Source organism: Peribacillus sp. NPDC058002 (assembly GCF_042886655.1).
GTDB lineage: Bacteria > Bacillota > Bacilli > Bacillales > DSM-1321 > Peribacillus > Peribacillus aracenensis.
On record NZ_JBHVQU010000009.1, the window covers coordinates 31111 to 46144 of the forward strand.

Here is a 15034-nt window from a genome sequence, read left to right on the forward strand (position 1 = left end):
ATCCCTTACAGCCCCTTCCAAATCTACGCTATACGTAATATTCGCTAAAGCATCTTGCTTTTCCTGATCAGTCATGGCCCCTTCCTCAATGAGCAGTGATAGATTCTCAGAAATCCGATTTTGGGCATGGTGTAGCAACTCTTCCTTTATATCATTAATGGTGACAAGATACCCGCTAACTGCAAAAGACTGAGCGATCCCGCTCCCCATTACACCTGAACCGATAATGGTTATTTTTTTAATCATCCAGCTTCCCCTTTCCGTTTCAAATACCTTTATTTACTCACCTTTTTATCTATGCAATATTTATGCCAAAGATAGGGGGAAATAAAATTCTTTTTTTATCTTGAAAATCATGATAGACTCTTACTCATTAACCTAAACCATATTTTTATAACCTTCCCTTTAATATTTCCAATGGAGTTTACCTTGTGAAATATTCCCTATTTACGACATGAAATGACAGACCTGGACCATTACATTTTTTATTGGAGGAATGTAATATGGTTAAAGATAAAGTGGCGATCATTACCGGATCTGCTAGAGGAATCGGTTTTGAGATTGGAAAGATATTCGCTGAAAATGGCGCAAAGGTCGTTTTGTCCGACCTTGATCAAAACACAGTTGAAAAAGCTGCTTTAGACCTGAGGAACAAAGGCTTGGATGTTATCGGCCTAAAAGCGGACGTAACAAGTGAAGAGGATATTATCCAACTAATCAAACAAGCTAAAGACAAATACGGTCGAATAGATATTTTCATCAATAACGCAGGCCTTCAGCATGTTGCTCCAATCGAGGAGTTTCCAACTGAAAAATTCGAGCTGATGATCAAAATCATGCTGACCGCGCCATTCATTTCAATCAAGAACGTTTTGCCGATCATGAAAGAACAAGGCTTCGGCAGAATCATCAACGTCTCTTCCATTAACGGCCTGATTGGATTTGCCAACAAAGCAGCGTACAATAGTGCCAAACACGGTGTAATCGGTTTAACGAAAGTCGCCGCATTGGAAAGCGCCTCTTTTGGCATTACCGTCAATGCCCTTTGCCCAGGATACGTAGACACACCTCTCGTCCGCGGTCAATTGGAGGATCTGGCGAAAACAAGACAGGTACCGCTAGAAAGCGTTTTGGAAGAGGTCATTTATCCACTTGTCCCACAAAACCGCTTACTTGATGTAAGTGAAATTGCCGACTACGCCATTTTCCTCGCAAGCGACAAAGCTCGGGGCATCACAGGCCAGGCAGTCGTGTTAGATGGCGGATATACAGCTCAATAAAAGGAAAAGGCATCTGCGATAAACCCCGAATAAATGACACCAAAAAAGGTGCTCTGCATTCGGGGTTTTCTGGCTTCTTGGGATTGTGGGAAAATTTGGTGGTTCACAGACCTCGCACATGTTACAGTAATATAGGGACATTTCCCATTTTACAAATATAAAAGGAGGCCTCGTCATGATTATTAAGTGGGTTAGACTGCGATAATTAAAAGCGCAGGCCAATCATCATGCTCCGGAAAGAATTTATTGATCTGCGCCATGGTAAACGGCTATTAGATAATATTTAATACGGAGGTAAAAAACATGAGTGAACAGATACTGAAAATAAATAAAGTGGATATATGTACAGAAAGTTTTGGAAACCCAAAGGACCCTGCTGTGCTTTTGATCATGGGTGCGATGTCTTCATTAGATTGGTGGGATGATGACTTCTGTCTCCTCCTCGCTGATTCGGGGAGGTTTGTCATTCGGTACGACCATCGGGATCTCGGACGATCTGTCAATTATGAACCCGGTACCTCCAACTATACAATAACGGACATGGCTGACGATGCCGCGGGTGTCCTGGACGCTTATTCCATAGAGCAGGCGTCTATCGTCGGAATGTCCCTAGGCGGTTTGATCGGCCAGATTCTTGCATTAAGATATCCGGAACGTGTAACTACGCTTACGCTAATTGCATCAAGTGTGTTCGGGACTGTAATGGAAAAACTCCCCCCAATGGACCAAAGCATATTGGATTATCATGCGAAGAGTGCTTCCATGGATTGGTCAAATCGGGAGGCGGCCATCGCTTTTCTTGCGGATGGATGGAAAACCTTAGCCGGTTCCAAACCTTACGAGCAGGAAAGAATGTATAAACTGGCACAAAGAGAGGCGGACCGCGCCAAACAACTGCCGAGCAGATTTAATCATGCTTTGCTTGCTGGCGGGGACGAATACTTTGATAGAATGGGTGAGATATCCGTACCTGTCCTCATTATTCATGGCACAGAAGATCCAGCCTTGCCATACGAGCACGGGCTTGCCCTTTCAAAAGCCATCCCTCATGCAGAATTAGTGGCTCTTGATGGATCGGGGCATGAGATTCATAGTGAAGATTGGGATGTAATTATCGATTCAATCATTAAGCTAACTTCACGATAAACTAGTCATAAAAGAAGCCGACCAATAAAGGTCGGCTTTTTTTTATATACTACTTTTAGCAGTAACTGCCATACCCTTGTACGCCGCCGTACCCGCCGCCGTAACCGCCGCCGAAACAAGCAGCTCCAACGATGATTAAGAGTATAAACAAAACGACTATAAAAGCGAAGCCGCCACCAAATCCAACACCATCATTACAACAACTTGATTCATGACCACAATTTGACAATAGAAACATCTCCTTATTCGTTTTAGGAGGAAATAATTAAATGGGTTAATTCAACTTATGTTCAAATTAGGATAATGACACAAAAATCTCCGGAAAATTTTTAACAACCCACTAAACCATTTGGGAATCCAATTATGTCGGTCAAGAATATCGCCGATCCATGAACCAACTTGACGTTCCCAGCTTCGGCTGAAGAAGGAACAGGGTTAGCTACTGGCGGACGGCCCGACAAGCAATCCCTACTAAATTCGTTTATTGTACAATTAAGGTAAAAAGGTTCGAGGTATCTATGATAAAAGGAAATTCTTATATTCTTGTTTTCACCGTGCTTGTTATGTTTACAATAGTGCTTGTTTCAACTACACCAATAATAATTAAAACTTTACTTGCTTTTATAACGATTGCGTTTTTATTTCCTGTGATTAGGAAGCTTCTGTTTAAAGACAAATCAAGAAAAATTAAAGTGGCATTCTACTCATCATTGACCTTAACAATTGGTTTATTTCTAGTCTCAATTTTTGAAGAACCATCCTTGAATTCAGGTGGAGATTTTATTGTTGTTCTTTTTTATAGTTTGATTGGAAATTTCTTTTATGGCTTACCAGTCTCACTCATTGCTGAATTTATCTCAATCAAGTATTTCAATATTCGTTTCTGGTTATCTGGATTAATACATATTGGTTTTGGATTGGCTACATACTTTATTGACCAAGGAGGTTTCTTTATCTTTGCTGTCATTTGCTCCATAATCTTTTTTGCACTAGATGAAATCGCTATAGTATATTCTAACTTGCGCCGATAGTTTCATAAGAAGCTTTGATCTACATCTAATCTGCCCAGTTTAATACTATAAGCCTTACTATTGAGTGACATAAACTATGTAGGAGCAAAAAAAAATGAAAAGGATAAATGAAATTAATCTCTTCTATCCTTTTCAAGCAGCTCAATTACTCTATCAAGTTTTTGTTCTATGCTATTGGATTTGTTTGACCTTGTAAGGAGAGACCGAACAAAAAAGTAAACAGCCAAAATGACGCCAAACAACAAAATAAATATAATCAGTTGATATACTATATCACCGGTATTGAAACCCAAAGAACTCCGCCCCTATCTTTTTTTGTATACTATACAGAACGTATATACTAAGCTTCTTGAACTATCCTCCGCCGCTAGTTGCATAAGAAAAAGGCCGCAAATCAAACTCCACTATTGAAGGAAAGCACATTTCATTAAGGATTCAAAATAAATTTATCCTTTTTTGGCCAATTATAGCATATATATCTTGCGTAATTCGATAACACTACGACTGTCTTGCTCCCCTGGCCATTTAGTTTTTCAAGAGAATCAACAAAACCCTTTACCAGAGTGATTTTTTAAAAAAGTAATAATTTTACACTTTAATACTGGAACATTTGTTCTATTTATGTTATTCTTATAAAAACAAATAAAAAGATCAAATCGCTACAAAAGATTTGACCATAATTATAATTAAAGGTCGGTTGTATCCGCGGGCCTTACACGGTTGTACCGCTGAGCCGAGCCATTTGCTAACGTTCAGGGTGCCGGTGATAAAGACAGCTCCGAACTTCAGCTAAAGCACCCGTTCGTTCATTAATAACCCGTAATTTCATAACAAGAACAGCTATTTAATCATTCATCCCCCCATCCATCTGTTTGCCCGCCATAAGGTTTACTTAGTCCATTAAGTCGTTTTTGTATATCAATAATATCTTCGTAAATTAAAAGCACTTATCTCTTCTGCAACAAAAAAAGACAGTAGCCCCCTGATAGTTAAAGCACCATTTCGTTAGTGCATATTCTCGGGAATCTTTTTCAGTGCCTTTGCACGAGAAATGATAAATTCTCTCATATACTTCTCTAAAAACAACTTATCAGCTAAAACTCCAATTGGACCGAACGGGGATTCATATTGAAATTTATCCATCATTATAGTTCCCCTGATTCTTCTATGAACTGATGTGTATGCACGAAGGAATGGAAGGCTCCCTTCACCATAATATCCACAAACTTATTTGGCTTTTCCATTAATGTCACTTGGGCTTTCAGCCTTTTTCGCTGTCGTTTTGGTATGGATATCCACGCCCCACTTAAGGTCAAAACATAAGTCAACTGGTGCTTTAATATATAGTTGATGTTCAATAACAGGCATCGCCCAATCTCCTTATATAATCACTTTCTACCCATCATTATTGCTCTTTTTAGCAAATAATACCTAGCCCTTATTCCATTATCCTGCCATGCTTGTTATATAAGAAAAAGCTGCCTTAAGACAGCTTTTCGAATAAATCTTTCGTCCAGTCTCACTTTTTCAAAACGGGGATCCATATTTCACTTCTAAATGTTGGTGAGGTCATATCTTTATTTTCATTCCAAAGGATTTCCGGTCCTTCCCTTTGTTCATAGTTTGAGGATGGAAACCATTCGGAATAAATACGTCCCCATACATTTTGCAGTGTTTCAGGAAAGGGCCCTACCGCTTCGAATACTGCCCATGTAGATGCATCAACTTCAAGCTGTGTTAAGTTATCTGGACATTCCCTCGTTGTCGCTGCGCCGATATAATGATCAAGCTCCCCTTTTTCCTCCATGCGGCCTTCGGTAAAATTCGCAGATGCACTAAGCAGCCCCACTGGCTCGACATTCGATAGGTTTTTAAGTTCATTTATCGTTTTCTCGTCTAAACTTTTCCACATAGATGCAATCCCTGGATTAACCCCGTTAAAAATGATTGGAACTCTTTTTTTAATTCCAATAATGTGAAATGCCTCTTTTTCTTCCATTCGATAGTTCATTTCACTGCCTCCTTTAATGGATAATTGGAAGGACATCGGTGGATATGCTTTAAGTGAATGGCCATTACTTCTCGCTTCTGATGGTGTGATTCCATGCAAATGTTGAAACGCTCTTGCAAAAGAGTCAGGTGAGCTGTATCCGTACTTTATCGCTATATCTATGACCTTTATGTTGTTATCCTTTAGCTCAAACGCTGCAAGTGTAAGTCGTCTTCGGCGGATATATTCGGATAGTGGGATACCTGCAAGGAAGGAAAACATCCTTTTAAAATGATATTCCGAGCAATAAGCTATTCTTGAAACTTCTTTAAAGTCAATTTCATTCGTAAGATTTTCTTCAATGAAGTTAATGGCACCATTCATATTTTTCAGCAAATCCATTCAATGACCTCCTTATATCAAAAGAATAGCAGGAATTGAATCGAATCATCCGACATTCCGTGCACGATTATGCAGGGTCCTTTCACACCCGTTAATGAAACTAAAATGGAGATTTACGCACTTTTTGCATAAATAGCTCTGGATTATCGATCTGATTAAAACCGTATTTTTTATATAATGAATGTGCATCATTAGTAGCTAACATAAACCTGCGGACCCCCTCCAGTTCGGAATGGTTGGTGATGACATCCATTAACCATTTTGATAATCCTAATTTGCGATAGTCAGGTAATATAAACACATCGCAAAGGTATGCATGTGTTACTAAATCTGTTATGACCCTTGCAAATCCAACTTGTTCACTACCTTCATTACCTATTTCACCCTTATAAACCCCAAAACATAAGGTCGTATTTTCAATTGACTTCATTACTGTTTCCTTAGGTATTCCCTTTGACCAGTAAGCTTCTTGATTCAAAAAACCATGTATTAAATCTACATCCAAATACTTTTTATTAGTAGAAATCGAAAATCCTTTACTATTCATTTTACATCGCCTCCAAACCTTTTTTTATTTTCTGTAATTTTACCAAACAACAGGTTTTAATCTTTTGAACTGGCTCGCCACGTTAGTCTAAATGATTATAAGCTTCCTTAAATATAACTCGACCTTCAGCTGATGCACCAGTTTGTTAAATAAGTGTGTAAGGGATTGTTGGAAGAATTTTAATTACAACAAGTATATCTAGGTAATTCGGAACAAATATTATACATGTCACAAATTCTAAGGAGGTGGCTAAAATGGACGCACAACGAGCAGAAGAAATTGCTTCTTCACCAAATATGGTTAATGTAACCTATAATGAGGAAAGTATCTACATTGAGCATGTGGATGAACAAAATGGAATAGCTACAATCCATCCCCTTGATGATCCAAATAAAAAACAAAGTGTTACTGTAACCAGCTTAAAAGAACAGTAATTTCCTCGATTCAATAATAAACCTCCACTTTCGGGTGGCGGTTTATTGTTCGAGTCATTCCAATTACCATTTTCAAAAAAAGAGAGCTGCTGATCAGCTCCTGGGAATGAAGTAAAGCTCGTATTGTTGGTGTAAAAGGCAAAGAAAAAACAAGCGAATTCATAAAATTCGCTTGCCTTTTGATTTTAAGTTATTGTGTAATTTGCTGACTTTTAAAATACTATTTTAAGCGATTAATGATTAGTAAATCTTCAACTGGCATGTCGTATGCACGATTACCAAGCTCTTGTTTTAAACGTTCATTATCTTCATACTCTTCGGGAGTAAGTAATTAAAAGTGCCAAATCCGGGATTTAGAGGCAAAGTAATAAAACGGGTTTTCCTGTTCACTCTAAAAGAGGTAGAATCAGGACTTTGATATTTACGGGACGCTGCCCCTTGTTGAAAGCAAAAAGAACTGCCATAAAGACAGCTACGATTTTCAGCTAATGCACCTGATATTTCAACAAGGTCTAAATTATAAGTTGCTAACGACAAGAACTATTTTTTAAATAATAATACGTATTTCCCTTATACATGCGCATATTAAAAACAATAACATTGAAAGCGAGGTGGATACGTATTGTCTAAACAAGGGATGCAAAACAAGGATCAAACGAGAAAGCAAATCGAGAAACAGGATAAAAGAAATGATGTTGAACTAGGTAATGAATTTCAAATTGGAAACACAAGTTCACAGAGCCCCAAAAAAAGCGGACGTCAAGTAAATAAAAAATAACCCCGATTTTTCGGGGTTATTTTTTACATTTTGTAAAATCGCAATTCAATTTTTCTGAAGCAGAGAGCGCTGATATTAGCTAGTAGTGAAAGAAATGCAGCATTTCCATAAGTACATCCTTAATCATCAAATCACTGTTTAGCTAAATGATTACTTTGTATACATCACAACGGTGTAGGAGTATTAATTTGTTCGTCAAAATTCACTTCTAAAAGTTGTCCAGCGTGAACCAATCCAGATCCAAATCCGTACATAAGAACTCGGTCTCCATTTTTGACTTTTCCCTTACGGATTCCAAGATCAAGAGCTAAAGGAATGGTTGCAGCAGAGGTATTTCCAAAGTTGACTAAGCTATAAAGCGTTTTTTCCATTGGGTATCCTAATTTTTCGCAAATAGGCTCTATCAACCTTAAGTTAGCACTATGAGGTATAAACCAATCAACTTGATCTAAACTCGTTTGCGTTTTTTCTAATATCTGTCTTATACTTTCAGGAACATTTCTTACAACCCATCGAAAAACTTCTCTACCATTTTGTACAAGATATTGAGTATCTATTAACTCAATCCCATTGATCTTTTTTGATAGTCCAGACCGATATACATGTTGTGCTCCCCTCCCATCACTTCCTAGATGGAATCCAATGAGACTTTTTGATTGTTCATCTCTTTCAACTAATACCGCACCAGCACCATCACCAAATAAAACACATGTATTTCTATCTGTATAATCTGTAATTTTTGAGAGTGTGTCCGCTCCAATAACTAGTACCTTTTTGTGGTGCCCAGAAGAAATTAAACTGTGTGCTGTATGTACTGCATAAACAAATCCTGCGCACGCTGCACTTAAATCTATGGCACCTGTTTGGGATATATTTAATTGGTCCTGTATGATACTTGAGACAGATGGGAATGGTAAATCTGGTGTGCTTGTTGCCACAATAATCATATCAACATCTTCGACTTTTTTATTATATCTGTGCATTAAATCTTTTACTGCAGATACACATAAATCACTGGTAAATTCATCAGGACGGGTTATTCTTCGTTCATGAATCCCGGTTCTTTGAATAATCCATTCATTATTCGTTTCGACCATTTGCTCAAGTTCAAAGTTTGTTAATTTTTTTTCTGGTACATATGTCCCGATAGCTGTTATTCTGGCCCCTATCATACGCTCACCCCATTATTTAATTAGAAGTTAGTATTAATACCTGGTACTAATTATAACAATTTATATTGTTAATTTTCAATTTTAATTCCTTTTTTTTCTAAAAAAAAAAAAAAAAAATACTTACTCCATATTGAAATAAACTGCCCCTTTAGTTCCATAAAAAGAGGCTTTTGCAGCACCCCTTTTCCATCCAGTAACATAACAAAAAAAGCCAACATCATTTGTTGACTTAATATATCGACATTATAATTTTATTAAAATTCATTAGTATTACTTGTATATCTCATTTTCCAATATAATCACTTTTTCCTCATTCGCTGCTTTCCCGATTTGTTTCGTATTTTCAACAAGACGAAAAATATTATCACAGCATTGTTTTGCACCTATAAGCAATAATGGTACACCTATAAAATCAATTTTCAATGCTCTTGATAAATATCCCCCTATAGACATAGCAATAGGTACAGTTGGTGAAGTATTGGAGAATACTATTACTTCGTTAAAATGAAATTTTTCTTCTAGTAGTAAAGTCAATTCTTTTAATGCTGGAACCACCAGTTTGTCTCTTCTATGTCCAATTGTATAAACGGAGTTGCCCTCTTCATCGATCCCGCGAAAAATTAGCTTTCCAGCATCCTCTTTCGTAAATTTATTAAAATATTTTACATTTAATATTTCTTCCGAAGTTAATTTTCTTTCCGATTGAGGTAATTGTTTTAAATGATATGCGGCAGCCAAAGACGTGGTATGTGTTCCCCCATAATCATTATAGATATACATCATGAAATCATCCCTAATAGTCATATTTAACACTATTATGGTCATATACTCCATTTCCAATTCGGTTGCGGTACCTCTAAATGAATATTCATATCCTGAGATCATCATTAAAAGAAGAGTACACCTATTTGTCATTATAAGTGCACTCTTCCATCCCCTTTAATCCGGGGTATGTATAAGGCAGCGCCTCTGATTCCATGCGGTGATTTTTTCAGTGAAAATGATGAAACCTACCGATGGTAAAGAAAATTCATTAGCTTATTATCATCGATTGTTTCTTTTTTAATTGGGGCAGGCAATACTGTGTTTCTGACATCAGCTACCATTTTAAGGTCAAAGGAATCTATTGCTTCCCCTTGTTGGTTCATGATTGAGAGAATTCCATCATTACTCGTTTTTAGACTTGGTTGATCATTCATTAAATGAGTATAGTATAAGTCTTCGTTCAGCTTGTAGGAATTAGAGTAGTCCGCTGAATAAAGTATGCTATTTTTATCAATTTTGCCTGATTTAAAGTTTTCAAAGCCATAGTTGAATAAAAGCTTAGTATCAGAGTAAGCAAACTTGTCTGAAGGGGCTTTCAGAGTGACGGCAATCAATTCTTGTTCTCCCCTAGTGGCAGTGGAAATCAGGGTGTAACCGGATTTACTGACGAAACCGGTTTTCCCGCCGGTTATTCCTTTATAGGGGAGTTCGCCTTTTAACATTTTATGATGGGTAACTAGAGTGGTGTCCCATGTTTCCACTTCCCATGGTAATTCCTTCTTCCCAAAATACTCACGGAACGTTTCATTTTTCATTGCATATTGGGTAATTTTCGCAAGGTCACTGGCTGTCGTTACATGGTCTTTGTCAAATAATCCATGGGGGTTCGTAAAATGAGTATCGGTGACGTTTACTTCTTTTCTTAAAAACTCATTCAAATCTTCCATGAACAGTTTTTCACTACCAGACATATGCTCGGCAATTGCGATGGCTGCATCATTTCCGGAGTTGATCAGCATTCCTGCAATTAATTTGGAAAGCTCGATTTCCTCCCCAGGTTCCACAAATACCGAGGAACCGTCTGCCTCCGCTGCTTTTTTGCTTATCGTCACCAGTTCGTCCTGATCCCCGTGTTCTATAGCATATATAGCCGTGGCAACTTTCGTTAGACTGGCTGGATACATCCTTTTATTCATATTTTTTTCGTATAATACATTCCCACTATTCGCATCAATAATGATCCCTGCTTCACTATTGAGAGGTAAGTCAGATTCTGCACTTACAGTCGTAGAGGCGAAGGGGATTAAAGCCAAGATGAAGATGAAGAAAAACTTTTTCATATGCCTCTCCTTTAATGGTAGTCAATTCTATATAGTCATAATAAAATAAATCCGAAAGGTAAAAGATGTTTTATTGAAAGTGAAATACAAAAGTAATTCCCCTTTAATAATTTTGGAAACATTTCGGATAACGACCTTCATTTTCTTTCCTAAAATAACTTTATTAGGGTCATTGCCCTTTTATTGGAGACCTCATTCAATCCCCTTTAAATAGATATTTTTGTAAATCACTAAATCTTTTCATAAAAAAAAACCTTCAAACTGAAGGGCTGAGTTTGTAGACAAAAGGGGTTTTATCTATATTTCAAAACAAAGTTGATTGGAACGGAAGGTGCGAGACTCCTGCGGGAAAAGCGCGTCGAGGGGAGACCCCACAGGCGCAAAAGCGCCGAGGAGGCTCCCGGACCGCCCGCGGAAAGCGAGTGCCCTACGTTCCAATCGACGTTCGAGGTTTTATAAACCTAAATAAAAATTTAGACAAACTTGTTTTTATCAAGTTTGTCTACAGTCTGAACCATTCAAACTAAAGGGGTGGTTACTTTATAGGTGTTGAAAATCTGTTATGTTTTCATTTTCATTCCTATTAACATACATTCCACTTTTACAATCGGCTTTCTTGATAATATAAATATAATCGTTACAGATATGGCTAATAAAACATAATATTGGCCACTTTCTTTGATCCAATCATAAATAAATGAGTTATAAACATATTCCAGAATAAACATGTGAAAAAGATAAATAACTAATGTAATGGATCCTATTTCAGTAAAAAACGTCTGCTTTCTAGGAACAATACAAAGGAAACTATAAGTGGCCGCTCCCATGATTAAATAAACGATCAGCTTATATACAAAACCGAGGGCAATGGAACCTTCCATTAATTCCTTATAACCTAAACGGCCATAAAACCATTCCCTCCAGGTCATTTCACCAAAGAAATAAATGCCGGCAAAGATTAACCCTAGTACACCCCAGCCGATTAGGGCATTCCTTTGCTTTTTAATCCATTCAAAATGATCCTTTTCTAAAAAATGTCCAATTAAAAAGAAAGGAAAGAAAAAGAACGTTCTCGACAAACTTAACCATTCATTTACTTCACCGATGTAACCAATTATTAGAGATACGATTATCGAAGAAACGATTCCATATTTCCTTGAGGTGAATATTGACAATAATATATTCCAACAGAATAAGCTTATTAAGAACCATAATGCCCACCTTGGGGTCAATATTGAGAATTCAATTGGTTCATCAAATAACTTCTGATAATAGAAGGTATAAATCACCTGGAATATTACATAGGGAATCAATATTTTCTTTATTAGCATCCAAAGGTCCTTTTTACTTTTTATCTTTCTTGAAAAATAGCCGGATACTAGAATAAAAGCTGGCATATGGAATGAAAAAACAAACAAATAAATAGTTAAAATCCATTCGTTTTCTTCTACCATTCGAGCTAATGTGTGTCCTAAAACCACTAGTACGATTAAAACAGCTTTCGCATTATCAAAATAAGGATCACGTTTCATTAAATCTTACCTCCCTTTAAGGAAACTGTTCGTTATATTTCCTAATCCTTAATTATGCTTTGAATGAAAAAACCGGCTTTCCTCTAAAAAAGGATTGCCGGCTTTTTTACTAAAGGAAATTCACTGGAGTATCTACCATATCATAGCTTGTTTACAGGATAGTTAATGGCAAATAACAGTTTGATAACAGAGACTTAAACTAGGGGTCCAACCGCCAATTGCAGCCTTCTTATGGCACACCCGTTTAGTGACTGGCCGGAACGTATAATCCCTTCCAAAATTTCAAATCTCCAAGCAGTTCCATACGTTTTCGCCTTACCAAAACGGGTAGTGTATTATAGAAGCATGAGTATGATAACGTCTCTCTATAGGAGGAATGTTCATGAATCCGGTCATTTTATTTGATGGGGAATGCAACTTTTGCGATTCGAGTGTCCAATTCATCATAAAGCGGGATCCGCAGGGGCTTTTTCATTACGCTTCGCTTCAAAGTGAGGCGGGACAAGAGTTGCTGAAGAAGTATGATGTTCCTGCAGATATAGATAGCATGGTGCTGATCGAAAGGGATAAGGCCTACTATAAATCGTCTTCTGCCTTGAGGATTTGCCGCCGCTTGCAAGGGACGTGGAAATTGCTTTACGGTTTCATCATCGTTCCAAGCTTCATCCGGAACTTCGTGTATGATTACATTGCCAGGAACCGTTACAAATGGTTCGGAAAGAAAGAAGAAAGCTGTATGCTGCCTTCGCCAAGTGTTCGAAAGCGGTTTTTATAAAAAAGACCTCATCAACAAGCAAAAAGGACTTCAAGTAATTCGAGGTCCTTTTTGTTTTTTTGTATTAGAAATGGTAAAAAAAAGACGATCGGCAATCATTGCTTTTCGTCCTTTTCATTGTGTAAATGTGGAATATCTCCATAAATGGTTGGCCGTAGGATGCGCCATCATTTCAAGCCCTTTGTTTTCCGCTAAGTGCAGGGGGGCCCAGTTCTGTTCATCTGCCTCCTTTAGGTAGACCTCGTGATGCGGTGCCTGATCATGATAGCCGGCTATATTGATTTCACCATTTCGGTAAAAGGTCCCGATCACTTTATAATCCACGGCAGGAGAAATGATGATTGGGTTGCCTACGGAGTGTGTCAGCTGAATCGTCGTTTTCTCATGATTGGTTAATACGCGCTTCACTACAATGTCTTCATCCGAGGCCACTCCTTCTTCAAGGAAATCCCCATCATGATTGTAGGCCTCACTTTTCCCGACTGCTTTGGTACATTCAATCTCGGCTTCACTTTCCTTTTCGTGAATGTTCACATCGACCCTAGTCCGGAAACGGGATGATTCAGGATCAAACCCGCGGTTGTCTCCTTTAAAATAGGGAACCTTTGAGGCAAGATTGGGGTTCTTCAGCCACCCTTCCGGTAAAAAGGTGGAATAGCGCAGCTGCCAATTTCTTTTCTTTTTACCATCCTCGGGGTTTTCACCTGGGTGCAAAAGCTGTTTTACAGGTCCTATCTTTTTAGTATTCGTTATTTCCTCGATCGCTGCCTGTGCTTGGGATGAACCTTTTTTTACGGCTCCGACAATACTTGCTACAAGGGATTTCACGGCATAGGACTCCTGCTCTGAACGCGGAAGGGGCCGCTTTGCTTTAATGGTATAAGTGTATTCCTGCTCATCACTAATACTCCGGTCACTGAAGGAACATCCACCCACTTTCCCAATATCCATGCCGTTTCGGTATACCCGATACTCTTTTATTCCCTTGATGGGCTCCCATTCCAGGCTGGCTTGGCCTTTCGCGACAATCGTGGTGAATACCAAATCCAAAAGGATATTATCCTCTTTTTTATTCTCGGCGGTCGTTGATGTCTGTATTTTCATCCTGTTCACTGCCTGTTTTTTTCCATTCAAGCTATCTATCGTGTACGTATAGATGGTTCCTGGAGTCAGTCCCTGATCTGCCATCCTTGGCTCCGGCCCGCTGTAAATCAGCTCTTGCCCCCTGAATACCCGATAGAAACCACCTTCATCAGGCCACATAAGCTTTATGGAATCTTCTTTCCGTTCGATCTTACACATCAATGAAGCCGTTTTGAATACCGCTTGATGCTTCCTCTTATTTGAAATGAGATAAGCGATGCCCGCAAGACCAAGAGCAAGCAATGAATGCCGTGCAGTGAATGTAACTCCGCCTATTTTTAAACGGGGAAATGAATCATGGACAATCAACTTCTTCATCACCTCTTTCTATTCCAGGTGTTATTTCTTTACCCACTTTAATTTCCAAGCACACTTTGGAATGTGCTGTGAAGGGAATTTCCATGTGATGGCATAAAAAACCGAGGGAATGGTTGCTCCCTCGGTTTTTATGAGTTTCCTCGATTATATTTTAACGGCGGCTTTTTTGCCCGCCTTTGCGTCCTGCTTCTTCACGGCTCATTTTTCCATCATCGGAACCATCTCGTTGATTGGCCCGTGCCTCTCCGCCTTTTTCGCCGATTTCCTGATAGAATTCCTTATCATGATTTTCGGATGTTGCTTCTCCGCCTTTTTGGCCAATCTCTTGATAGAATTCCTTATCATGATTTTCGGATGTTGCTTCTCCGCCTTTTTGGCCAA

At 38.4% G+C, this 15034-nt stretch carries 18 protein-coding genes and 1 pseudogene; 6 read left to right on the top strand and 13 right to left on the bottom strand.

Features of this window, described 5'->3' with window-relative positions; all coding sequences use genetic code 11:
* Positions 1–246 (bottom strand): 3-hydroxyacyl-CoA dehydrogenase NAD-binding domain-containing protein (locus ACFVSH_RS03600; protein ID WP_387704907.1); only part of this gene is annotated, 246 nt, incomplete at its 3' end.
* Between the two features lie 257 nt (positions 247–503).
* Here ACFVSH_RS03600 and ACFVSH_RS03605 point away from each other — a divergent pair.
* Together ACFVSH_RS03605 and mleCBF are read left to right on the top strand one after the other, a co-directional pair.
* The gene (locus ACFVSH_RS03605) at positions 504–1280 is read left to right on the top strand and encodes a 3-hydroxybutyrate dehydrogenase (protein ID WP_387600505.1); all 777 of its coding nucleotides are present in this window, start codon (positions 504–506) and stop codon (positions 1278–1280) included.
* Positions 1281–1583: 303 nt separating this feature from the next.
* On the top strand, positions 1584–2426 hold the full coding sequence (mleCBF, locus tag ACFVSH_RS03610; RefSeq protein WP_387704909.1) for a CBF family alpha/beta fold macrolide esterase: 843 nt from the start codon (positions 1584–1586) through the stop codon (positions 2424–2426).
* 55 nt (positions 2427–2481) lie between these two features.
* Here mleCBF and ACFVSH_RS03615 read toward each other — a convergent pair whose 3' ends face one another.
* Positions 2482–2655, bottom strand: a complete 174-nt coding sequence (locus ACFVSH_RS03615; protein WP_387600499.1) for a YjcZ family sporulation protein — start codon at positions 2653–2655, stop codon at positions 2482–2484.
* A gap of 289 nt (positions 2656–2944) precedes the next feature.
* Between ACFVSH_RS03615 and ACFVSH_RS03620 the strand changes: the two genes are divergently transcribed.
* Positions 2945–3457 (top strand): hypothetical protein, encoded by a 513-nt coding sequence (locus ACFVSH_RS03620; protein WP_387704911.1) that lies wholly within the window; start codon positions 2945–2947, stop codon positions 3455–3457.
* Between the two features lie 113 nt (positions 3458–3570).
* Here the strand turns inward: ACFVSH_RS03620 and ACFVSH_RS03625 are convergent, their stop codons facing one another.
* The 5 genes and pseudogenes from ACFVSH_RS03625 to ACFVSH_RS03645 all read right to left on the bottom strand — a co-directional run bounded on the left by ACFVSH_RS03625 (position 3571) and on the right by ACFVSH_RS03645 (position 6396).
* Entirely contained in the window at positions 3571–3750 is a 180-nt protein-coding gene (locus tag ACFVSH_RS03625) for a DUF4083 domain-containing protein (protein WP_387600493.1), read from the bottom strand.
* A 555-nt stretch (positions 3751–4305) separates the two neighbouring features.
* Positions 4306–4404, bottom strand: coding sequence for a ribonuclease E inhibitor RraB (locus ACFVSH_RS03630; RefSeq protein ID WP_387600490.1), 99 nt, complete (start codon positions 4402–4404; stop codon positions 4306–4308).
* A gap of 58 nt (positions 4405–4462) precedes the next feature.
* Positions 4463–4825 (bottom strand): annotated as a pseudogene (locus tag ACFVSH_RS03635) (SRPBCC family protein).
* 151 nt (positions 4826–4976) lie between these two features.
* Complete coding sequence (locus ACFVSH_RS03640) at positions 4977–5849, bottom strand: AraC family transcriptional regulator (protein WP_387704913.1); 873 nt, start codon at positions 5847–5849, stop codon at positions 4977–4979.
* Positions 5850–5949: 100 nt separating this feature from the next.
* On the bottom strand, positions 5950–6396 hold the full coding sequence (locus tag ACFVSH_RS03645; protein WP_387600484.1) for a GNAT family N-acetyltransferase: 447 nt from the start codon (positions 6394–6396) through the stop codon (positions 5950–5952).
* A gap of 254 nt (positions 6397–6650) precedes the next feature.
* Between ACFVSH_RS03645 and ACFVSH_RS03650 the strand changes: the two genes are divergently transcribed.
* Positions 6651–6830, top strand: a complete 180-nt coding sequence (locus ACFVSH_RS03650) for a small acid-soluble spore protein H (RefSeq protein ID WP_260286606.1) — start codon at positions 6651–6653, stop codon at positions 6828–6830.
* A 622-nt stretch (positions 6831–7452) separates the two neighbouring features.
* Entirely contained in the window at positions 7453–7608 is a 156-nt protein-coding gene (locus tag ACFVSH_RS03655; RefSeq protein ID WP_170974108.1) for a hypothetical protein, read from the top strand.
* A 164-nt stretch (positions 7609–7772) separates the two neighbouring features.
* Here ACFVSH_RS03655 and ACFVSH_RS03660 read toward each other — a convergent pair whose 3' ends face one another.
* From ACFVSH_RS03660 to ACFVSH_RS03675, 4 genes are all read right to left on the bottom strand, one after another.
* Positions 7773–8780, bottom strand: a complete 1008-nt coding sequence (locus ACFVSH_RS03660; protein WP_387704915.1) for a ketoacyl-ACP synthase III — start codon at positions 8778–8780, stop codon at positions 7773–7775.
* Between the two features lie 270 nt (positions 8781–9050).
* The gene (locus ACFVSH_RS03665; protein ID WP_387601007.1) at positions 9051–9563 is read right to left on the bottom strand and encodes a DUF3189 family protein; all 513 of its coding nucleotides are present in this window, start codon (positions 9561–9563) and stop codon (positions 9051–9053) included.
* Positions 9564–9790: 227 nt separating this feature from the next.
* On the bottom strand, positions 9791–10885 hold the full coding sequence (locus ACFVSH_RS03670; RefSeq protein ID WP_387600476.1) for a D-alanyl-D-alanine carboxypeptidase family protein: 1095 nt from the start codon (positions 10883–10885) through the stop codon (positions 9791–9793).
* Between the two features lie 560 nt (positions 10886–11445).
* Positions 11446–12417: an acyltransferase family protein gene (locus tag ACFVSH_RS03675; RefSeq protein WP_387704917.1), complete on the bottom strand. Its 972-nt coding sequence runs from the start codon at positions 12415–12417 to the stop codon at positions 11446–11448.
* 382 nt (positions 12418–12799) lie between these two features.
* Here ACFVSH_RS03675 and ACFVSH_RS03680 point away from each other — a divergent pair, with 382 nt between their 5' ends.
* Positions 12800–13192 (top strand): thiol-disulfide oxidoreductase DCC family protein, encoded by a 393-nt coding sequence (locus ACFVSH_RS03680; protein ID WP_387704919.1) that lies wholly within the window; start codon positions 12800–12802, stop codon positions 13190–13192.
* A gap of 114 nt (positions 13193–13306) precedes the next feature.
* Here the strand turns inward: ACFVSH_RS03680 and ACFVSH_RS03685 are convergent, their stop codons facing one another.
* Both ACFVSH_RS03685 and ACFVSH_RS03690 read right to left on the bottom strand, forming a co-directional pair.
* Positions 13307–14653 carry a DUF3238 domain-containing protein gene (locus ACFVSH_RS03685; protein WP_387704921.1) on the bottom strand — a complete coding sequence of 449 codons (1347 nt, stop codon included), beginning with the start codon at positions 14651–14653 and terminating at the stop codon, positions 13307–13309.
* Between the two features lie 151 nt (positions 14654–14804).
* Positions 14805–15034 (bottom strand): KGG domain-containing protein (locus tag ACFVSH_RS03690; protein ID WP_387704923.1); only part of this gene is annotated, 230 nt, incomplete at its 5' end.